This window comes from Streptomyces sp. AM25 (assembly GCF_058146165.1).
Genome location: NZ_JBKIWN010000002.1, coordinates 227,134 through 246,774, shown reverse-complemented (window position 1 = coordinate 246,774; position 19,641 = coordinate 227,134). Strand labels below are relative to the sequence as shown.

At 70.8% G+C, this 19,641-nt stretch carries 23 protein-coding genes; 10 read left to right on the top strand and 13 right to left on the bottom strand.

Features of this window, described 5'->3' with window-relative positions:
• Positions 1 to 80: 80 nt before the first annotated feature.
• Positions 81 to 1,526 carry a glyceraldehyde-3-phosphate dehydrogenase gene (locus ACLHRZ_RS03330; RefSeq protein WP_490416685.1) on the top strand — a complete coding sequence of 482 codons (1,446 nt, stop codon included), beginning with the start codon at positions 81 to 83 and terminating at the stop codon, positions 1,524 to 1,526.
• Positions 1,527 to 1,644: 118 nt separating this feature from the next.
• Positions 1,645 to 2,655 (top strand): LppY/LpqO family protein, encoded by a 1,011-nt coding sequence (locus ACLHRZ_RS03325; protein WP_490416684.1) that lies wholly within the window; start codon positions 1,645 to 1,647, stop codon positions 2,653 to 2,655.
• Between the two features lie 16 nt (positions 2,656 to 2,671).
• Here the strand turns inward: ACLHRZ_RS03325 and ACLHRZ_RS03320 are convergent, their stop codons facing one another.
• Positions 2,672 to 3,406 (bottom strand): TetR/AcrR family transcriptional regulator C-terminal domain-containing protein, encoded by a 735-nt coding sequence (locus ACLHRZ_RS03320; RefSeq protein WP_490416683.1) that lies wholly within the window; start codon positions 3,404 to 3,406, stop codon positions 2,672 to 2,674.
• Positions 3,407 to 3,509: 103 nt separating this feature from the next.
• Here ACLHRZ_RS03320 and ACLHRZ_RS03315 point away from each other — a divergent pair, with 103 nt between their 5' ends.
• Positions 3,510 to 3,701: a hypothetical protein gene (locus ACLHRZ_RS03315; protein WP_490416682.1), complete on the top strand. Its 192-nt coding sequence runs from the start codon at positions 3,510 to 3,512 to the stop codon at positions 3,699 to 3,701.
• A 29-nt stretch (positions 3,702 to 3,730) separates the two neighbouring features.
• Complete coding sequence (locus ACLHRZ_RS03310; protein WP_490416681.1) at positions 3,731 to 4,264, top strand: GNAT family N-acetyltransferase; 534 nt, start codon at positions 3,731 to 3,733, stop codon at positions 4,262 to 4,264.
• Here the strand turns inward: ACLHRZ_RS03310 and ACLHRZ_RS03305 are convergent.
• Positions 4,236 to 5,003, bottom strand: coding sequence for a class I SAM-dependent methyltransferase (locus tag ACLHRZ_RS03305; RefSeq protein ID WP_490416680.1), 768 nt, complete (start codon positions 5,001 to 5,003; stop codon positions 4,236 to 4,238). The genes ACLHRZ_RS03310 and ACLHRZ_RS03305 overlap by 29 nt on opposite strands.
• A gap of 119 nt (positions 5,004 to 5,122) precedes the next feature.
• Here ACLHRZ_RS03305 and ACLHRZ_RS03300 point away from each other — a divergent pair, with 119 nt between their 5' ends.
• From ACLHRZ_RS03300 to ACLHRZ_RS03285, 4 genes are all read left to right on the top strand, one after another.
• Entirely contained in the window at positions 5,123 to 5,725 is a 603-nt protein-coding gene (locus ACLHRZ_RS03300) for a TetR/AcrR family transcriptional regulator (protein WP_490416679.1), read from the top strand.
• 311 nt (positions 5,726 to 6,036) lie between these two features.
• Complete coding sequence (locus ACLHRZ_RS03295; protein ID WP_490416678.1) at positions 6,037 to 7,227, top strand: cytochrome P450; 1,191 nt, start codon at positions 6,037 to 6,039, stop codon at positions 7,225 to 7,227.
• Between the two features lie 56 nt (positions 7,228 to 7,283).
• The gene (locus ACLHRZ_RS03290) at positions 7,284 to 7,901 is read left to right on the top strand and encodes a nuclear transport factor 2 family protein (protein ID WP_490416677.1); all 618 of its coding nucleotides are present in this window, start codon (positions 7,284 to 7,286) and stop codon (positions 7,899 to 7,901) included.
• On the top strand, positions 7,898 to 8,881 hold the full coding sequence (locus ACLHRZ_RS03285; protein WP_490416676.1) for a 3-oxoacyl-ACP synthase III family protein: 984 nt from the start codon (positions 7,898 to 7,900) through the stop codon (positions 8,879 to 8,881). Before ACLHRZ_RS03290 ends, ACLHRZ_RS03285 begins: the two co-directional genes overlap by 4 nt.
• On the opposite strand, the gene ACLHRZ_RS03280 is transcribed toward ACLHRZ_RS03285, so the two are convergent.
• From ACLHRZ_RS03280 to ACLHRZ_RS03260, 5 genes are all read right to left on the bottom strand, one after another.
• Positions 8,851 to 9,741, bottom strand: coding sequence for a hypothetical protein (locus tag ACLHRZ_RS03280; protein WP_490416675.1), 891 nt, complete (start codon positions 9,739 to 9,741; stop codon positions 8,851 to 8,853). The two genes, ACLHRZ_RS03285 and ACLHRZ_RS03280, sit on opposite strands and share 31 nt — an antisense overlap.
• A gap of 1 nt (position 9,742) precedes the next feature.
• Positions 9,743 to 10,786, bottom strand: a complete 1,044-nt coding sequence (locus ACLHRZ_RS03275) for a 3-oxoacyl-ACP synthase III family protein (RefSeq protein WP_490416674.1) — start codon at positions 10,784 to 10,786, stop codon at positions 9,743 to 9,745.
• Positions 10,783 to 11,028: an acyl carrier protein gene (locus tag ACLHRZ_RS03270; RefSeq protein WP_490416673.1), complete on the bottom strand. Its 246-nt coding sequence runs from the start codon at positions 11,026 to 11,028 to the stop codon at positions 10,783 to 10,785. Before ACLHRZ_RS03270 ends, ACLHRZ_RS03275 begins: the two co-directional genes overlap by 4 nt.
• 84 nt (positions 11,029 to 11,112) lie before the next feature.
• Positions 11,113 to 11,910 carry an SGNH/GDSL hydrolase family protein gene (locus ACLHRZ_RS03265; protein ID WP_490416672.1) on the bottom strand — a complete coding sequence of 266 codons (798 nt, stop codon included), beginning with the start codon at positions 11,908 to 11,910 and terminating at the stop codon, positions 11,113 to 11,115.
• The gene (locus tag ACLHRZ_RS03260) at positions 11,897 to 12,466 is read right to left on the bottom strand and encodes a PadR family transcriptional regulator (RefSeq protein ID WP_490416671.1); all 570 of its coding nucleotides are present in this window, start codon (positions 12,464 to 12,466) and stop codon (positions 11,897 to 11,899) included. Before ACLHRZ_RS03260 ends, ACLHRZ_RS03265 begins: the two co-directional genes overlap by 14 nt.
• Before the next feature lie 125 nt (positions 12,467 to 12,591).
• On the opposite strand from ACLHRZ_RS03260, the gene ACLHRZ_RS03255 reads away from it, so the two are divergent.
• Positions 12,592 to 13,017 carry a nuclear transport factor 2 family protein gene (locus ACLHRZ_RS03255; protein WP_490416670.1) on the top strand — a complete coding sequence of 142 codons (426 nt, stop codon included), beginning with the start codon at positions 12,592 to 12,594 and terminating at the stop codon, positions 13,015 to 13,017.
• Positions 13,018 to 13,036: 19 nt separating this feature from the next.
• Here ACLHRZ_RS03255 and ACLHRZ_RS03250 read toward each other — a convergent pair whose 3' ends face one another.
• The 5 genes from ACLHRZ_RS03250 to ACLHRZ_RS03230 form a co-directional block, all read right to left on the bottom strand.
• Positions 13,037 to 13,786, bottom strand: coding sequence for a nucleotidyltransferase domain-containing protein (locus tag ACLHRZ_RS03250; protein ID WP_490416669.1), 750 nt, complete (start codon positions 13,784 to 13,786; stop codon positions 13,037 to 13,039).
• A gap of 71 nt (positions 13,787 to 13,857) precedes the next feature.
• Entirely contained in the window at positions 13,858 to 15,294 is a 1,437-nt protein-coding gene (locus ACLHRZ_RS03245; protein ID WP_490416668.1) for an erythromycin esterase family protein, read from the bottom strand.
• The gene (locus ACLHRZ_RS03240) at positions 15,291 to 16,226 is read right to left on the bottom strand and encodes a carbohydrate kinase family protein (protein ID WP_490416667.1); all 936 of its coding nucleotides are present in this window, start codon (positions 16,224 to 16,226) and stop codon (positions 15,291 to 15,293) included. The genes ACLHRZ_RS03245 and ACLHRZ_RS03240 overlap by 4 nt, the downstream gene beginning before the upstream one ends.
• Positions 16,223 to 17,131: a pseudouridine-5'-phosphate glycosidase gene (locus tag ACLHRZ_RS03235; RefSeq protein ID WP_490416847.1), complete on the bottom strand. Its 909-nt coding sequence runs from the start codon at positions 17,129 to 17,131 to the stop codon at positions 16,223 to 16,225. Before ACLHRZ_RS03235 ends, ACLHRZ_RS03240 begins: the two co-directional genes overlap by 4 nt.
• 209 nt (positions 17,132 to 17,340) lie before the next feature.
• Positions 17,341 to 17,856, bottom strand: a complete 516-nt coding sequence (locus tag ACLHRZ_RS03230) for a GNAT family N-acetyltransferase (protein ID WP_490416666.1) — start codon at positions 17,854 to 17,856, stop codon at positions 17,341 to 17,343.
• Between the two features lie 244 nt (positions 17,857 to 18,100).
• Here ACLHRZ_RS03230 and ACLHRZ_RS03225 point away from each other — a divergent pair, with 244 nt between their 5' ends.
• On the top strand, positions 18,101 to 18,790 hold the full coding sequence (locus ACLHRZ_RS03225; protein ID WP_490416665.1) for a G1 family glutamic endopeptidase: 690 nt from the start codon (positions 18,101 to 18,103) through the stop codon (positions 18,788 to 18,790).
• A gap of 14 nt (positions 18,791 to 18,804) precedes the next feature.
• Here ACLHRZ_RS03225 and ACLHRZ_RS03220 read toward each other — a convergent pair whose 3' ends face one another.
• Positions 18,805 to 19,593, bottom strand: a complete 789-nt coding sequence (locus ACLHRZ_RS03220; RefSeq protein WP_490416664.1) for a polysaccharide deacetylase family protein — start codon at positions 19,591 to 19,593, stop codon at positions 18,805 to 18,807.
• Positions 19,594 to 19,641 lie beyond the last annotated feature (48 nt).

The following is a 19,641-nucleotide window of genomic DNA, read 5'->3' as shown; positions in this document are numbered from 1 at the left end:
CACCCCCCTGGGGTGCGCCCCTTGAACGAACAGAGGAGCGAGTTAGCATGTGAGCGCTACCTAGCTCGAAAGAGAAGCCTGTGACTGTCAACGACGACTCGTTCACGAACTGGAAGATCCGCGAGGAGATCGCGGAATCGATGATCCCGATCATCGGGAAGCTGCACCGGGAGCGGGACGTCACCGTCCTCCTCCACAGCCGCTCCCTGGTGAACAAGTCGGTGGTCAGCATCCTCAAGACCCACCGATTCGCCCGGCAGATCGCCGGCGAGGAACTCTCGGTCACCGAGACGCTGCCGTTCCTGCAGGCTCTCACCACGCTCGACCTCGGTCCTTCGCAGATCGACATCGGCATGCTCGCCGCGACGTACCGGGCCGACGACCGCGGCCTGTCGGTGGAGGAGTTCACCGCCGGGGCCGTCGCCGGCGCCACGGGCGGCAACAAGATCGAGCGCGGCGAGGGGCGCGACGTCGTCCTCTACGGGTTCGGCCGCATCGGCCGCCTCGTCGCCCGGCTGCTCATCGAGAAGTCCGGCTCCGGCAACGGGCTGCGGCTGCGCGCCATCGTCGTCCGCGGGGGCGGCGATCAGGACATCGTGAAGCGCGCCTCGCTGCTGCGGCGCGACTCCATCCACGGCCAGTTCCAGGGCACGATCACCGTCGACGAGGCGAACAGCACGATCGTCGCCAACGGCAACGAGATCAAGGTGATCTACGCCGACGACCCGTCGTCGGTCGACTACACGGCGTACGGGATCGGCAACGCCATCCTGATCGACAACACCGGCAAGTGGCGCGACCGCGAGGGCCTGTCGAACCACCTGCGCCCGGGCATCGACAAGGTGGTCCTCACCGCGCCGGGCAAGGGCGACGTGCCCAACATCGTCCACGGCGTCAACCACGACATGATCAAGCCGGACGAGCAGATCCTGTCCTGCGCGTCCTGCACCACCAACGCGATCGTCCCGCCGCTGAAGGCGATGGCCGACGAGTACGGCGTCCTGCGCGGTCACGTGGAGACCGTCCACTCGTTCACCAACGACCAGAACCTGCTGGACAATTACCACAAGTCCGACCGCCGTGGCCGCTCGGCGCCGCTCAACATGGTCATCACCGAGACCGGCGCCGCCTCCGCCGTCGCCAAGGCGCTGCCGGACCTCCAGGCGAAGATCACCGGCAGCTCGATCCGCGTCCCGGTGCCGGACGTCTCGATCGCCATCCTCAACCTGCAGCTGGCCCGCGAGACCACTCGCGAGGAGGTCCTCGACTACCTCCGCAACGTGTCGCTGACCTCACCGCTCAAGCGCCAGATCGACTTCATCACCGCTCCCGACGCGGTGTCGAACGACTTCATCGGCTCGCGCCACGCCTCGATCGTCGACGCCGGCGCCACCAAGGTCGAGGGCGACAACGCGATCCTCTACCTCTGGTACGACAACGAGTTCGGCTACTCCTGCCAGGTCGTCCGCGTCGTCCAGCACATCTCCGGGGTGGAGTACCCGACCTACCCGGTTCCGCTGGCCTGATCCCGGCGCGGGTACGGGTGCCGGGGCACTGCCCCGGCACCCGTACCCCGATGGGCTACTCCGCCTCGGCGGAAATGCGCACCTTCGGTCCTATATTCATGCCGGAGGTGACTGGCGGATGACCAGCAGCAGACCGCACACCACGGAAGAGCCGTCCCGGGCCCCGCGCCGCCTGGTTCTGGCCACGGCCTTTTCCTCCCTGCTCGCCGGCGCGACGCCTGCCTCCGCGCACGCGCAGTCCCCCGCTCCGCGCGGTGTGCGCCGTGGCCGCCCGAGGTCGCGGGGGCCGATGCGGGCGGTGTCGACCGCGGCCGCGGACTGGAAGAGCGTCGGCACCGCGCTGGGCCACCCGGGCAAGATGGTCGGCCGCGACATCTACGGGGTGGGGTTCTCGCGCCGCGACGCGCACGTCGTCTCCCAGGGCCACACCGTCAAGGCCATCGGCTCCTTCGTCTCCTTCGTCCGCTACGAGGACGGACGGACGCTGATGATGGGCGAACTGGCCGTCATGGAGAACGAGCTGCAGCACGTGAACGACGTGCTCAGCACCCACCGGATCACGCAGACCTCGCTCCACAAGCACCTGTTCACCCAGGAGCCCGCCGTCTGGTGGGTCCACATCCACGCCATCAGCTCCGACACCGCCGGCCTGGCGAAGGGCCTGCGGGCGGCGATGGACGCCACCAGGACCCCCAGGGAAGCGGACGGCGCCGACGACGCCGCCGTGGAACTGGACACCGCGGGAATCGACCGCGCCCTCGGCGCCAAGGGCCGCCGGCAGGGCGGGGTCTACAAGGTCACCTTCGCCCGCAACGAGACCATCGTCGAGCACGACCGCGCGCTCCCCAAGATGACCGGCTCGACCACGGCCCTCGTCTTCCAGCCCGCCGGCGGCAACAGGGCCCTGCTCAGCGGCGACCTGGTCATGACCGCCAAGGAAGTCCCCAACACCCTCAGGGCACTTCGGAAGGGGCGGATCGACATCGTCTCGCTCCACAACCACATGCTCGCGGACAACCCGCGGCTCTTCTTCGTCCACCTGTGGGCAGTCGGTGACGCGGTCGAACTGGCCGCATCCCTGCACCCCGCCGTCGCGGGCACGAACGTCTCGCCTGCGGAACCGGTCTGAGACCCGAGGCAGGCCATCAGGCTTCTGCCGTCAGCCCGTTGATCATGCGGTCGAGGAGCCGGTCGAAGACCGCCTGCGGGGACGGGTCGCCGGGCGCGGCGAGCGCCTGGGCGAAGTGGGGATGGCTCCCGCCGGCCGTCAGGGCCCGGAGATAGCGGGCCCGCGCGTCGCGCAGCTCGCCGGACGTGCGGCCCGTGGTTTCGCCCGCCTGCTCCTGGCCGAGTTCGTACGACACGTAGCTGACGACGAATCCGGTGATCAGGCTGAACATCTCCAGCCGGGCCCTGGCGTCCGCACCGGTCGGGGCGAGCGCCGCGAGCGCGTGCTCCACGACGGCGAGGGTGTTCGGGCCGAGGGTCTGCCGGGCGGTCAGTGCGGCCGGCAGCCAGGGGTGGCGCCGCATCATGGCGCGTTGCTCCCGGGCGACCTGCCGGAGGTCGGCACGCCAGTCGCCCGAGGGCCCGTCCGGCAGCCGGTGCTCGCCGCTCACCTGGTCGATCATGAGCTCCAGCAGCGTCTCCTTGTTGGGGACGTAGCTGTAGAGGGACATCGTCCCGGCCCCGAGCCGGGCCGCGACCGCGCGCATGGTGACCGCGGCGAGCCCCTCCGCGTCGGCGATGGCGACCGCCTCCGCGGCGACCGCCGCTCGGCTGTGGGCCGGCGGCCTTCCCCGGCGCGGCCGTTCGGGCTGCGCCCAGAGCAGCTCCGGGTCCACACCGGCCTTGCGCCCGGGTGAGCCTGCACGGGCCACGGTGACCCCCTCCCTTCTTCTGCCTCCATCCAAGCACGAGCCATTCCCGTACGCTGTACGGTGATGGGTGTGCGAGCCGGCGATCACCCGCCGGACTGGCCCCATGACGACAGCACAGAACATGCCCGGCCACGTGTGGTCCGCGGTACAGGACACCCCGGTCCACGAGGTCTTCCCCGGCATCCGCGCACGCCCCCTGTGGACCGGGGACTACGGGGCGAAGGCCCACGTGCCGGAAATGGGCCCGCAGACGACGACGGGCTGCACGCTGTTCGTCTTCTGTCTCGAGGGGTAGGTGGCGATGAAATGTGGTCCGTACGCACGATGACGGAAACCGATGTTCCAGCGGTCTCGGCCGTACGGGTATCCGGCTGGAAGGCCGCCTACGCCGGCATGATTCCGCAGTCCTATCTGGACGGCATGACCGTCGAGGCGGACACCGAAGTGCGACGACGCCAATTCGCGTGTTCCCTGGGGCGGATGACCCACCTCGTGGCGACCGACGGCCGCGACGACGTCGTGGGGTGGGCCTGCCTGGGGCCCGGTCACGACGTCGAGGGCCGAGGACCGGCCACGGGCGAGCTCTTCGCGCTGTACGTTCACCCTTCCCTCACGGGAGCCGGGATCGGCCGTACGCTGCTCGGCGCCGTACACTCCCACGCCGGCAACCAGGGCCTGAGCACGATGGTGTTGTGGGTTCTCCAGGACAACGTCTCGGCACGTCGTTTCTACGAACGAGCCGGCTACGCCTCGGACGGTGCCGTGCAATCCGACGACTACGACGGCGTATCCGTGGCCGAAGTCCGCTATCGCCGCGCACTGCACCCGGTCACGCAGCGCCCGCCCGTACCGCGGTGACCGCCACCGTCGTGTAGCGCATGGTGAAGCCGCCGCCCATTCCGTCGATGGCGGATCCGACGTGTTCCAGTACTCTCGCCATGCGGTCCGGCGGGAGCCGGGTGAAGGCGCCCGTGGTGGGCATCAGGTCCAGCCAGGCGTCCCGGGTGTAGAAGAATTCCCAGTCGCATTCCCACGGTTCCGGTTCGTCGAATGCACCCGGCTCCCGGATTGCGTCGGCCACCTTGCCGAGGACCGTCCGGTACACGTCCGCGGAACCCTGGATCGCCGCCCGGAAGTCGAACGGCGCGTCGGGGAGCTCCCGTTCGCAGACCTCGATGACGGCCTCCGCGGCCTCGGGCGGATAGCGGAACACGTTCCAGAAGATGGCCAGCAGGCCGCCGGGGCGCAGGACCCGGGCGGCCTTGGCCGCTCCCGCGGCCGGGTCGACCCAGTGCCAGGACTGACCTGCGACGACCACGTCGAAGTCCCGGCCGGCCGGGTCCCATTCCTCGAACGTCGCCACCTCGACCTCTCCCCCGAACTGCCGTGCCAGCCCGGCCATGCGCGCGTCGGGATCGACGCCGAGCACCCTGCAGCCGGCCGCCTGGAGCTGCCGGGTGACGATGCCCGTTCCGCAGCCGACGTCGAGGACGTCGGGCCCGGGGCCGGCGGTGACGATCCGTTGGATCAGGGCTTCGGGGTAGCGGGGCCGGGCGCGGTCGTAGCGTTCGGCGTCCGTGCCGAACGACTCGGCCATATCCCGCTGTTGATGGGGCTCGTTCCCTGGAGGCCATATAGTGGGCATGCGCCCACTATGGTGGGCGCATGCCCACTCGTCAACGGGGTGGAGACCGACTGCCGGGAGGGACACGGAACATGCCGACAGGGGTGGCCCTGCGTGACGCGCGGGAGCAGTTGTTCGCCGCCGCCGAGCGCATCCTGCTGCGGGAGGGGCCGAACGCGCTGACCAGCCGGGCGGTCACCGCGGAGGCGGGCTGCGCGAAGGGCGTCCTGCACCGGCACTTCGCCGACTTCGACGCCTTCCTCGCCGAGCTCGTCCTGGACCGCATCGCCCGCGTCGAGGCCCAGGGCACCGCGCTGTGCACGTCCGCCGGGACCGGCACCGTCACCGGCAACCTCACCGGCGCGCTGACGGACCTGTTCGGCTCGCCGGTCGCCGTGGCGGTCGTCGCACTGATCACCTTCCGCGACGACCTGCGCGCCCGGCTGCGCCGGAGCAGACCGGCGGGCGTACCGGTCCTCACCGAAGCCACGGCCGCGATCGCCGCGTACCTGACCGCCGAGCGCCGGCTCGGGCGCATTGCGGCCGATGCCGACGTGGACACTCTCTCTCCCACCCTGATCGGAGCCGGGCACCTGCTGTTCGCCGATCGCAAGGGCGGTCCGCCGGAGACGGAGGCCGTCCGCAAGGTCGTGGCCGCGGTCGTCGCAGGCGTCGTACGGGATCCGATGCCGTGAGACGTCCTACCGCTCCGCCCCCGCACACCACGTGACCGCGGCTCCCGACACCACGACCAGCGCAATCCCCGAGCCGGCCGAGGCAGGTGAGCCGAAGCCCGATCGGTCGGCCACCTGGTCGACCGATCGGGCCGGGGCGACGGGCCCGCACGGGCGCAATGACGGTCATACGAGAACAACAATTCCCGTCGGGCAGAATTCCCTTTCCCCACCCTTGCTGGTGTTCCGGTCCGCCCGTTAGCGTCGTGAAGTAATTCCTTCCCGCTCTTGGCACACGTCGGCACGCAGCGGAAGGCCGGAACATGTCAGGCATGGCCGAACTCCCCTTTCTGGACATCACCGTTCCCGGATTCGACCTCGCCTCCGGCGAGGTGACCGCCGTCATGGGCGAGAACTGGTGCGCACGGACCCCGTTGGGGCCAGCCGTTCTCGGGTACGCGGAAATGCAGGACCTGATGCGCGATCCGCGGCTGGTGCAGGACGGCAGGGCCTACCTGGAGCTGGTGGGGATCGCTTCGGGCCCGGTCCACGACTGGTTCGTGCCCATGATCCTCCACCAGCACGGGCAGGATCACGCGCGGCTCCGCCGGCTGGTGAACCGCGCGTTCACGCCGGCCGTCATCGGCAATCTGCTGCCCTTCATCCGTGAGACCACCGCATCCTTGACCCGCGACCTGGCAGCGGGCGAACTCCCCGATTTCATCGAGACGTTCGCGGACCCGCTGCCGGTCCGGGTCATGAGCCGGCTTCTCGGCATTCCCACCGAGGACTACGGTTCCTTCCACCGCTGGAGCACCGACATCGGCCTGGTGTACGCGCTGGTCCAGCACCCCGAATCCCTGCCACGGCTGGAGACCGCCGTCCGCGGCCTGTTCGCGTACGTGGACAGGCTGGTCCGCGCCCGGGAGTCGGATCCCGGGGACGACCTCATCTCCCATCTCATCCGTGCACAGGACCACGAGACACTGATCGGTCCGGAAGAATTGCGCAGCCTCGTCGTCTCGATCGTCTTCGCGGGTCACGACACCACCAGCCACCAGCTCGGACAGGCGATGGCCGCCTTTGCCGAACACCCCGGACAGTGGCTCGCACTCCGCGAGCGGCCCCAGCTGGCGCCCCAAGCGGTCGAGGAACTCCTGCGGTGGTGTCCCGCGGTGACGGCGGCCTACCGTTCCGCGCTGGAGGACATCGACTACAAGGGCGTGCACATCCCCGCGGGCTCCTTCGTCGCCATGTGCGTGAAATCGGCGCACCGCGACCGCCGTGTCTTCGACGACCCCGAGACATTCGACATCACGGTCCCGCGCCGGGCGGCACCCCTGGTGTTCGGCGCGGGCCCGCACTTCTGCCTCGGCGCCACCACGGCACGCACCGAACTCAGGGAGGCGCTGGTCGCGTTGACGAGCCGGTTCGGCCCGCCGTCGGTGTCCGGTGAACCGCCGTGGCGCAGCGGGCTGGGAATCTGCGGGCCCGAATCCCTGCATCTGCATTTCGCCTCTTGATATCTCTCGATGCCTCTTGACCCAGTTCGGCACGCCCGGGGAAAGGACCCGCAGCCATGTCGGTGACCACCACCTTCGGACACGCCGGCCGTCTCCGTGTCCACGAGACCATCCGCACAGCTCTCAACGACCACGATCTCGAACGCCTGGTGTCCTGTTACACCGAGGACATGGAGTACACCGATTTCGGATCGGGTACGGTCTGCCGCGGCAAGCCCGCATTCCTGCGTTTCGGTGAGACCTGGCTGGAGAGCGTTCCCGACTTCCGCGTCGAGCTGCACAGCGCCCACGCGGTCGAGCAGGTCGGCACCGCGGAGTGGACGATGAGCGGCACCGTCGAGCATCCGCTTCCCGGGCTGCCGGCGGGCGCCGTGGGAGGGCGGTTCTCGGTCCGGGGAAGCGCCGTCCTCGTGTTCGCCGACGACGGCCGGGTGCGCCGGGAACGCGACTACTGGAATGCCGCGGTCCTGCTCCGGCAGCTTACGGATGCGCCCCGGCAGGACGCCTGTGTCCTCTCCCGGCACGAACTCCATCTGTGCCTGGCGGAATTGCAGGCCCTGACCGCCGAATTGTCCACTGGGGGGCAGCAGGGTTCCCTGGTGGTGCGGTTGTCCACGCTGCGCAGGCTGCTGGAGGAATGCTCGGGCGCGATGGAGCAGGAATGGCAGGAATGACCCGTCTGCCGTGCGGGCCGGGCGCCCCCGTCGGCATCACCGGCCTGGGGGCCTACCGCCCGCGCGGGGTGGTCACTTCGGCTGCCATGGCCGCTTGGCTGGGTGTGGACACCGACTGGATCGTCGGGCGGACGGGAGTGGCCGAGCGCGGCTGGGCGGACGACGGCGAAACCGTCCGGACGATGGCGGTGCACGCGGCACGCGAGGCCATGGCTGCGGCGCGGATTGCGCCGGACGACGTGGAGCTGCTGATTCTGGCGACCTCCACCAATCCCCACATCGTTCCGCCTCTTGCCCCCTCGGTCTCCCACGACCTGGGAATGCGGCGCATCGCCGCATTCGATGTCAACGCCGCCTGTGCAGGATGGTGTTACGGCGTCGAGACGGCCCGGGCGCTCATCGCGTCCACGGCGGTGCGCACGGCACTGGTCGTGGGATCGGACCGGGTCCACGACATCGTCGACGCCATGGACCGGACCACCGCTCCCCTCTTCGCGGACGGGGCCGGGGCCGCCGTGCTGACGGTCTCCGGCGAGACCGGTGTCTCGCCCGCCGTGCTCGGATCGGACGGCTCGTGCGCCGATATCCTCGTCACGCAGCCGAGTTCCTTCTCGGCACGGTCGAGACCGGTCGTGTGCATGGACGGCCCGGCGGTCGCCCGGTGGGCGATCGAGGCTCTCGCCGCGACCGCGCGGGAATTGCTGGCCCGTTGCGGACTCACGTGGACGGACATTGCGGCGCTGGTGCCGCATCAGGCGAATCTCCGGCTGATCCGGACGGTCGGCCAATTGCTGGCGGTTCCCGGTCACGTCGCCGTGGCCGACGATGTGCGCACCACGGGGAATGCGTCGTCGGCGTCGGTGCCCCTGGCGCTGCACCGGCTGCTGGCCCAGGGCCGGGTACGCTCCGGCGATCTGGTCATGCTGATCGGATTCGGAGCGGGCATGAGTTACGCGGGGCAGATCATCCGCGTGCCGTGATGCCCCTGCCGGTACGTGGCGCATCCCAGGGAGGAGCCCGGATCGACGGCCACGAACAGGACGGCGGACGGCGGGTCGTGCATGGTGCGGTGATGGCCGAGAATCAACGCGCCGCTGTGCAGCATTCCCTCCTCCCCGGCGCCGGCACGTCCGTCGTACGGGATTCCGGTGCGCGCGGCGAGAAGCGCGGAGAACCCGTCGAAGGGTTCGTTGCTCACCAGCCCGACTGCCGCGGGGGCGAGTCCGTCGGCGGCCAGGTGGGCGCGTACCCATTCCGCTGCCCGGTCGACGAGCCGGATGTCGGGAGCGATGCGCCGTACGGTGATGTCCGAACGGCCGCCGGTTCCCATCGTGGTGAGGTCGAGGAAGCCCGCGCTTGCCGCACCGTGGTCGGCCCGGAACCGTACCGGTCCGAAACCGGTACCCGGGTCGTCGTGGAGACCGAGGAGCGCCGCCGTACCGACGGCGCGATAGGGGAATGCGCGATGCGGCCGCTGTGCCGGGTGGCCGTCACCGGCCACGACGAGCAAACGGCCCTCGGCTCCCGCAAGAAGACCTTGGGCGAGATGGACGGCCGTGAGAAAGCCGCAGGCGCCGTTGAGGAGATCGAAGGCGAACACGGGCCGGGAACCGGCCCGGTGGTCCAGGTGGATACCCAGCCTGTTCTGGACGAGCGCCGCCACGGCGGGTTCGACGAGATTGCGGTCCCGGTAGATCCCGAGGTGGACGATGACGTCGACGGACTCTCCCGGAAGACTCGCCCTGCGGAGGCAGGCGCGAGCGGCCCGGACCTCCTGCTCGATGATTCCGCCGGCGGACCGCTCCGGGCTGATTCCGGTTGCCGTGACGACGGCCCCCATCTCACCCGACCGGGGACGCGCTCGGGGACGTCACGGTGACGGACATGAAGCCCGTGACCAGCCCGGAGGCATTGGGCACGAGCAGCATCCTGCTGCCGGGCGCCATGCGGTGGCGGGCCAACTGCTCGTGCAGCACGAGGAAATGCGACGTCGTCGCGGTATTGCCGTACGTTTCCAGGACGGTGGGCGACCGGGGCATCGGCGTCCCGAGCACGCGGGCACCGACGGCGTTCAGCTGTCCGACCACGCGGGCCGACACCTGGTGATGAATGATCCCGTCGAATTGCTCCGCCTCGAACGACGGGATGTGCTCGGCGAGAAACGTCGGCCAGATCTCCATGGCCGACTCGCTCTGCTGGCTCCGGGTGTCGGTGTACATGGCCAGGCCCTGGCTCTTGTCGCTGGGCATGACCAGACACACGAGGGCGTAGCGGGCGGCGGTCACCAGCTGGACGTCGTGGATCCGGTCCCTTTCGTCGGTGGCCCGGTCGACGAGCACCGCGACGGCGGAATCCCCCAGCGTCAGCGAAGCCATCTGTGTGTCCCGGGCATTGACGATCTCCCGCACCGCGGTGGTGCTGACCAGTGTGGCCTGTTCCGCACCGAGGACCAGGCCGCGGCGGGCGAGTCCCCGCCGGATCATCCTGTCCACGAGGAGAATTCCGGTCGTCATCCCGGCGCAGGCGTTGGAGACGTCGAAGCACAATGCCTCGCGGGCACCGAATTCGCGGGCGATCATCGATGCGAAGCTCGGCTCGAAGTACAGCCGGCTCTCCTTGGTGCGGGTGATGGAACAGCAGACGACGAGATCCAGATCGGCTGCGGTGTACCGGGAACGGGAGAGGCAGTCGCCGACAGCACGTACCGCCATGTCATAGGAGTCCCCGCCCGTCCGCCGGGCGCGCACCCCGGTCGCCCCCTCCACCAGGGCGCCCAGCAGCGGGCGTTCGGCCAGCATGTCCCGGGTGCCGACGACCGTGGGCGGCACATGGCACCCGAGTGCCTCGATGCGGGCGACGGATCGTTTCTCCTGCAGCGACGTCATGCTGTTCCTCTTCGCTGCTCGACGAGTCCGGTCAGCTCCGCCACGGTGATGTCCCGCAGTTCCTCGTCGCCGATGTCGACGCCGAAGGCGGACGAGAGCAGGACCGCGAGTTCGACATAGGCCAGCGAATCCAGCCCCAGGTCCGGCAACCGCGTCCCGGGCCGGACGCATTCGGGGGCGATCTCCAAAGGCCCGGTCAGGATTTCGTGAACGGCTTGCGCCACCTCTTGCTTACCCGTCATGCGCGTGTCCTGATGCACATGCCCCAAAGAGGCAAGGTGAATTGCTTGTCCGGATTCTCCTTTGACCCAGCTTCCGCCGTTCCGTCATGCTGCGTCAAGAACCGGGAGCAGATGCGGTCGTTTGGCCGTGCGGCCGTCACCGGAGGACCGGCCCCGGAGCCGGCGGACGAGCCAGGGGGCGAGGAAGGCGGTGGCCCAGCGCAGTTCGGCCGTGGCGGCATGCCACCCGGTGAGGGCGGGGCGTGCCGGCGGGGGCAGCGGGTGCGTCCAGGAGTCGTCGGTGCCGGGGATCCCGAGGGCGTGGGCGAGGGCGGCGGCGATCCGCTGGTGGCCGAGCGGGCTCGCGTGCAGCCGGTCGGGGCTCCACAGGCGGGCGTCGGTGATGACGGTGTGGTGCGCGGCCTCGGCGACGGTGACACCGTGGCGGCGCGCCGCTTCGCGGATGCGGTGGTTGAGGGCCGTGACGCGAGGGCCGAGCGGACGGGCCAGCGGGGCGATGCGGGCCGGGTCGGGGAAGGTGAGGGTCACGACACGGGCGCCATGGACGGTGAGTGCGGCGAACATCGCCTCCAGGTGACCGGCCGGTTCGTCGGCGTCGAACCGGGGTCCGAGCAGGTCGTTGAACCCGGCGACGACGGTGGCCAGATCGGGGCGCAGGGCCAGGGCCGGGGCGAGCTGCTGGGCGTGGACCCCTGCGGCGGTGCGGCCTCTAACGGCCAGGTTGGCGTAGCGCAGGCCGGGATTGTGGCCGACGAGGTGCTCGGCGAGCCGGTCGGCGAAGCCGCGCAGGCCCGTGGTGTCGTCGCCGTCGCCCAGTCCTTCGGTCTGGCTGTCGCCCAGGGCGACGTACCGCGCGTACCGGGGGTGTTCAGTGCCGGGCATGGGCTGCCTGCCTCTCCCTCAGGACCGTGACCGTACGTTCGCACCAGTCGTGGTTTCCCTGCTCGAAGGCCAGGCCGCGCAGACAGGTCAGGTAGGGGCCGATGCGGTCGCCGTGGAGCAGGAATTCCTCCTCGGTGCGGTCGCCCCGCATGCTGCGCAGCAGCTGTCCGAACAGGTCGATCTTGGCCCGGGCGAAGGCGGCGCGCTCGGTGAGCTGCCCGATCAGGGCGGCTGTGTCGACGTGGCCGGCGGCGCGGACCTTGACGAGCAGGTCGTCGCGGACGAAGGAGGGCTTCGCGGAAGCGGCCGTGAATCCTTCCAGCTCCGTCAGGCCGGCGTCGGTCACGTGGAACAGGCGCTTGGTGGGCCGGGTCTCCTGGACCACCTCGCGGCCCGCGACGAGCCCGTCCTTCTCCAGCCGGGTGAGCTCGGCGTAGAGCTGTTGCGGCTGGGCGTACCAGAAGTTGGCCACGCCGAGGTCGAACGTCTTGGCCAGTTCGTAGCCGCTCAGCTCCCCGTCGAGCAGTGCCGCCAGAACGGCGTGCCGCAAGGCCATCGGACCGCCTCCTCCCGCTCCGGTCCGCTCCCCTGTTGCCGGACGCCCCTTCCATGCTACTCATAAACATGATTAGTCACATTCATGACTATGCAGCTATGCAGAGGGGTGCCATGACCACCGCCATGTCCACCGCAGACCGCTTCCGCACCGCCGTCGACAACCGCGATCTCGCGGCCCTGGAGGGCCTGTTCACGGAGGACATCCGCTTCTGCAGCCCGGTGAAGTTCACACCGTTCGAAGGCAGGCCGATGGTGCTGGGGCTCTTCAAGGTCCTCCTGCGCACCTTCGAGGACTTCCACTACATCGGCCGGTACGCCGGCACCGCGGAGACCAGTACCGACGGCACGGCGGCCCCGTCGGCGGTCCTGCTCTTCCGCGCCGCCGTGGGCGGCAAGCAGATCCACGGCATCGACCTGCTGCACTTCGCCGACGACGGCCGGATCAAGGAGTTCACGGTGATGGTCCGGCCGCAGTCCGCCGTCCATGCCCTGGGCGAGGCGGTGTTCGCCGGGCTGGCGGCGGACGGCCTCGTGCCGGACGCCCGTTGACCGGGACCGGAGCCCGGCCTCAGACGGCGGCCCGGAACAACTCCTGCGCCGCGGTGAAAGCCTGGGCCAGAGCCTCCGGTTCCGGCCGCAGTCCGGCCACGATCGCATCGATGCCGCGCAGGCCCGCCCTGTCCAGCATCCGCTTCTCGTTGGTGACCCACTCGCCGCGTGCCGCCAGCGCCGCATGCGCCGTCTGCAGGGCGGCCGTGGCCAACGCGCCCGCCGTCTCCGTGGCCCGACCGTGCCGGACGTAGGCACCTTCGGCGTACTGAAGCGTCAGAGCCGCCCGGCTCCGCCACATCGGCGGGGCCGCCGCGCGCAGCGCATCCGGATAGCCGGGGCGGGGCAGCGTGCCGCGCAGCACCCGGTTGACGGCGAGTTCGGCGACCACCAGGTAGCTGGGGATGCCCGCGAGGTGGAACATCAGCGGCTCCCAGCGGAAGCGGCCCTCCCGGGCTTCGCCGAGCTCGTGTTCGACGACATCGAGGTCCCGGTAGTGGACGTCGACGTGCCGGCCGTCGATCGCGAGCCAGGCTCCCCCGTTGAAGACGCCCCCGCCCCACCCGCCGATCTCGGACACCTCGCCGTCCCAGCCGACGGCCCGCAGATCGGCCGGATCGAAGACGCCTCGGTAGTACACGGCCAAGTCCCAGTCACTGTCGGGCGCTTCGGTCCCCTGCGCACGCGAGCCACCGAGGGTGACGGCGTGCACGGCGGGCAGCCCGGCGAGCGTGTCGGCGATGTGGTCGAGGAAGATGTTGTCGGTCACAAGAGTCCCTGTGGGGTCGTGGCAGTCACGCGCGACGGTACGCGCCCGAAGGGGCGCGGGGAACTGCGCGATCAGCCACGACGCGCCCGCAGCCGCCAGACGGCATGTCCAGCAGGGCGCTCGGCGAAACCCTCGGCCGGCAGCAGCCCCGCAGCATGCACCCGGTGCAGATGAACGACGACGTCGTAACCGCGCCCCAGCGCCAACGCCGGCGCCGGCTGGTTCGGATACCGCCCGGGGATGACGAACGTCGGACGGGCGACGTTCAGCCAGTCCCGCACCACCGCATCATGGCGGCCTGCCGCACGCAGATCGGCATAGAAGTCGCGCTGCCGGAGCACCTTGTCGAGGGTGTGTTCGTTGCTGCCCGGCGCGGCAGGGCCGACCGAGAACACCCCTGTGGCATCGGCCGACGTCCGGGCGCGGTACTCCCCTTCGTAGAGGGACGTGCCGACGGCCAAGTACTTGCTGCCGATGAGCTCGCGCAGGGCCGCGCCGGTCGTGACGGGGTAGTACGCGGGCATCACGGTCTCGTAGGAGATGTGGCCGTCGTGGGCCGACACGACGACGCGGTCGCCGGTCTGCCGCTGCCACCACACGGCGATCTCCGCCATGACGCGGTCGCGTTGGCGGCCCATGGCGGCCGCCTGGGCCGGGTCGTCGATGTCGAAGGTGTAGGACGTGGCCAGTCGGGAGATGATCCAGGCCTCTTCCAGCACCCAGGGATCCCTTTTGTCCGCCGTGGCCAGGAGCTGGTAGGCGGCCGCGGCGTCCTCGGCGATGGCCTTCCGCTCGGCGAGCGGCTTGGCGTTGTGCGCAGCCATGCGCGTGGCGACGCCGCCGGGCAGGGCGCGAAGTGCCGTGTAGCGGCTGCGCAGTTCGGGTACGAGGGCGGGTTCATGGGCAGCAGCCCAGGTCAGGATGCGTTCGTACTGCTCGGGGCCGGCGTCGGAGAAGTCCATGCCCACGACGTGGATCTTGTGGGCGCTGGTGCGGTTGTGCTCCCGCATCCAGCGGAACGTGGTGAGGAGTTCGTCGGTGTTCAGCAGCAGGTACCCGTCCTGGAACTCCTCGCGCATGATCTGCTGCGGGTCGCCCTCGCCGGTCAGAACGTAGGTGTTCAGCCGGGCCGCCGCCGACCAGCTCATCTCCGTGGCGAGGGCGGAGAACCCCTCCCGCTCGACCAGGTGCCGGAACAACCGGTCCTTGACGGTGAAGACTTCCTTCGAGCCGTGCGAGGCCTCGCCGAGGCCGACCACCGTCGCGCCCCGGGTCATCGCGCCGAACGCGGCCAGGTCGCTCCCGGAAGCGCCGGGTTCCGTGCTGCGCAGCGGATGGGCGTACCGCTGCAGTCCCGCCACCACGGCCCGGTCCGAGGCGGCAGCCGAGGAGGAGGAGGAGCCGGCCCGTGGCCCGGCCGCCGCCGTCGCGGGGGCGGCCGGGACCAGGAGTGCGGCCAGGGCGAGGGCCGCGGCCGGCGGGGCGCGGCGTAACGTCACGTGCGTCATACAGGTGTTATACCCGGCGACTTCTGTGACTGCTGTGGCGGGCGCCCGCCGATGACGGTCACCGCCTCGGCGCCCGCGCGGCAGCCGTGCCGTGCGGCGGTGACCGGGTCGTGGCCCGCCAGCCCGGCCGCCAGGTACGCCCCGGTGAAGGCGTCGCCGGCGCCCGTGGTGTCCACGGCGGCGGCCGGCTCGGCCGGAACCCGGCCGACGACTGCACCGGAGCGGGCCACCACCGCGCCCCGCGCACCGAGAGTGGCGACCACGAGCGGAAAGTCCCGGCTCAGCTTCGCCACCGCGTCCCCGGGATCCGGCAGTCCCGTGAGGAGTTCCGCCTCGTCGCAGTTGGGCAGGAGGACGTCCGCTCCCGCAACGGCCGTCAGGAAACGGCCCACCCCGAAGCGGGCGATGAAGCCCGCCGAGGCCGGGTCGACGCTCACCGGCACGGACCGGGCGCGGGCCGCCTCCATCGCCCGCCGGGCGAGCGCGCGGCTCGCGCCGGCGAAGAAGAGGTAGCCGGAGACATGCAGTTGGCCGACTCCGGCCAGCAGGCGGTCACTCCAGTCGGCGGCGGACAGCCGCAGCACCGCGCCGCTGTCGGTGAGGAACGTCCGCTCGCCGTCCGCGCCGACCAGGGAGACGACCGTGCCGGTGGGGGCGTCGGGGTCGGTCACCAGGTGGGGGCGGACGCCGGCTGCGCGGAGCGAGCGCTCGTGCCAGTCCGCCGCCTCGTCCCCCACCCGGGCGAGGATGCGCACGTCGCGGGTGCCCGAACGGGCCGCCCAGCAGGCCACGTTGGCGCCCGCGCCGCCCGGGAGGGTGGCGATACGGGCCTCGGTGTCGGTGGCGGGGGCGAGCGGTGTGCGGTGACGGGCGACGACATCGGTCACCACGTCTCCGACGACGAGCAGAGCCCCGCCCGTGGCGCCCGTCATGACGCCGGTGCGTACGCCACGGCGACCTCGGCCGCCAGCCGCACGTTGCCGCGCACCGCGGCCACGTTGGCCTCCAGCGATGCGCCGCTCGTGTGCCGCACGAGGTGGTCGAGGAGGAAGGGGGTGACAGCCTGGCCGGAGATCCCCTCCCGCGCGCAGGCCTCCAGCGCCCCGGCCAGGACGCGGTCGTGCAGCGCCGGGTCCAACTGCTCCGTCTCGGGCACGGGGTTCGCGACGATCAGCGCCGAGGGCGGGCCGCCGAGCACGTCCTGGGCGCGCAGCACGGCGGCCACCTCCTCCGCGGACTCGGCCGTCCAGTCGACCGGTTGGCCGGAGCTGCTCAGGTAGAAGCCCGGGAACTGCGTGGTGCGGAAGCCCAGTACGCCGATGCCCAGGGTCTCCAGGCGCTGCAGGGTGGCCGGCACGTCCAGGACCGATTTCACCCCGGCGCAGACCACCGCGATCCGCTCGCGCGCCAAGAGGCGCAGGTCCGCCGACTCGTCCTGGGTCTGCGTCCATTCCCGGTGCACCCCGCCCAGGCCGCCCGTGGCGAAGACGCGGATCCCGGCCCGTGCGGCCAGGAACGCGGTCGCGGACACCGTCGTCGCGCCGCTCGCACCGGCCGCGACGGCCGGTGCCAGGTCCCGGTGCCCGAGCTTGCGGATGCCGTCCTCGCCCGCCACCCGCGCCAACTGCGCCTTGTCCAGGCCGATGCGGGGCCGCCCGTCCAGCACCGCGATCGTCGCGGGGACGGCGCCGCCGGCCCGTACGAGCCGCTCCAGCTCCTCCGCCACCACCAGGTTCCGGGGCCGTGGCAGGCCGTGGGCAATGATCGTCGACTCCAGCGCGACGACCGGCCGACCGCGGTCCAGCGCCTCGTGCACCTCGTCCGACACGGCCGGCACAGCCGACACGGCCGACGCCTGCCCGGCTGACACCTCTGACGTCTCTGACATCGCAGGTCCCTTCTGTCGCACCACATATGGCACTGCTCGCTGGATCCCTGGCGACACAGAGGCGCTTCCAAACCCGTGAGGCCGGAAGCCTTCGGCACCTTGGCCGAGGGGCCTCCGGCCTCACGGGCAATGCGGTCGGCTGCGCCTGTCGGAACCGGTCAGATCCCGAAGGGTGCCGCGTAGCGGACGGTGCCGCGCGGCAGCGGGCGGGACGCGTCCAGGGCGAGGGCCATCAGGGCCTCGTCCGGGACGTCGAAGGTCACGCCGATGCCGTGGGCGGAGGCGCGGGTGAAGCCGAAGCGCGGGTAGTACGCCGGATGTCCGAGGACGACGACGCAGTGCTCGCCCATGCCCTCGGCCGCGCTCAGCGCGGCGCGGACGGCGGCGGAGCCGGCGCCGCTCCCCTGCCGCTCGGGCCGTACGGCGACGGGGGCCAGGCACAGGGCCGGGGTGTCGCCGATGTGGCAGCGGGTCAGCAGGGCGTGGCCGACGGGCGTGCCGTCCGGGCCGGCGGCGACGACGGACAGGCCGTCGATCCAGGCGGGGTCGGCGCGCAGGGCGTCGACGAGGTCGGCCTCGAGCGGGGTGTCGAACGCGGCGAGGTTGATCTCGCGGATGGCGGGGATGTCGGCGCCGGTCTCGGCGCGAGTGATCCACTGGTTGCGGGTGTGCATGGCGGGACGAAGATCCGTTCCAGGGTGAGGAATCTTGAACGTAGCAGGTGCTGCCGAACCCCGTCCTCCGAATTTATTCGCATGGTTCGCACGGTTCATTCGGTTCGCACGGTTCATTCGGTTCGCACGGTTCGTGCGGTTCGTGCGGTTCGCGTACGCGGAGCCGCGACGGCGGTCGCTCGTGAGGGTGACATGCCTGGCCCGCACCCATAGCCGTCACGCATATCGGGCAAAGAGGACGGCCATGGGCAACAAGGCATGGAGGAGAAAGCGCGGGCGCATCGCGGCAGCTGCGATGTGCACCGCCGTTCTCACACTTCCCCAGGGGGCCGCACACGCGGCCACCGCATCCGCGACCCCTGTCCTGCACAACTACGTGGACAGCAATTGGGGCGGCTATGTCGCCCGGGGCAGCTTCACCGGCATCAGCGGTTCGTGGACCGAGCCGCACGTCGCCTGCGGAAGCACCAACGACGTGTTCGCTCCCTGGGTCGGCCTGGACGGCTTCGGGTCGGACACCGCCGAGCAGACGGGCGTGCAGACCGACTGCTCGACCGGGTCGCCCGTGCTGACCGCCTTCTACGAGATGTATCCCGGTCCGCCGGTGTACTGGAACGACCCCGTGCGCGAGGGCGACAGCATCACCGCCTCCGTCGTCGCCGGCAGCGGGGACAGCTACGCCCTGACGCTCACCGACAAGACCCAGGGCTGGACCGAGCGCGTGGTCCAGAACATCAACGGGCGCAATGTCAGCGCCGAGGCGGTCATCGAGTCGCCCACACAGAGCTATCCGTCCCTCAGCAGCCTGACCTTCTCCGGCGTCACGGTGAACGGGCAGTCGTTCAGCAAGGCCGACCCCCTGCCGCTGTCCAGCGGCGGCTACGCACCCGGACCGCTGTCCGGCGGCTCCTTCACCCTCACCCGGTCGTCGTGAACCGGAAGCCCGGGCTACGCCTTGGGGAAACTGAAGGCGTAGCCCTGCTCCTTGAGCCAGGGCAGGAGCTTCTCCAGGGCCTGCATCGTCTGCGAGCGGTCCCCTCCGCCGTCGTGGAGCAGGACCGTGGGCCCCTTGGCGAGTTGCTGCTTCACCGTCGTGACGATGGTGTCGGCGCCGGGCTTCCGGTAGTCGCCCGGGTCCACGTTCCAGCCCAGGCTGCGCATCCCGTGCGCGGCGGCCAGCTGACGGCTCTGCGGGGTGAACGCGCCACCGGGTGCCCGGTAGTAGCGGAGCTCCGCCCCGCCGGACGCCTCGTCGATCATCCGCTTCGCGTCGAGGATCTCCTTGCTCTGGTAGTCCACCGGCTTCTTGTCCATGGCGGTGTCGTGGCTCACCGAGTGGTTGCACAGCCGGTGCCCCGCCTCGACGACCTTCTTCACCAGGTCCGGGTGCGCCCGGGCGTTGGGGCCGGTCATGCAGAACGTCGCCTTGGCGCCGGCGGCGGCAAGTATCTCCAGCGCCTTGGGGGTCCATGTCGGGTCGGGGCCGTCGTCGAGGGTGAGGTTCACGGCCTTGCCCGGGTCCTCCGCCTGCCGGGAGATGCTCATCTCCACGGCGGGGCTGGGCAGGCCGGGATCCGGCTTGTCGTCCTCCGACGCGCCCGCCGAGCCGTTCGGCCCCAGCACCACGGCGCCCGTCAGCGCGGCCGCCCCCGTCAGCGCCGCCGTGAGCGCGCCCACGGTGCCCCGCATCGCCGTGAACTTCACCCTGGCCGTCCCGGCCTTGAACACTGCCTTCATCCGACCGCTCCCTGGTTGTTGCCTGCCAGGCGAGCCAATCACGCGAAA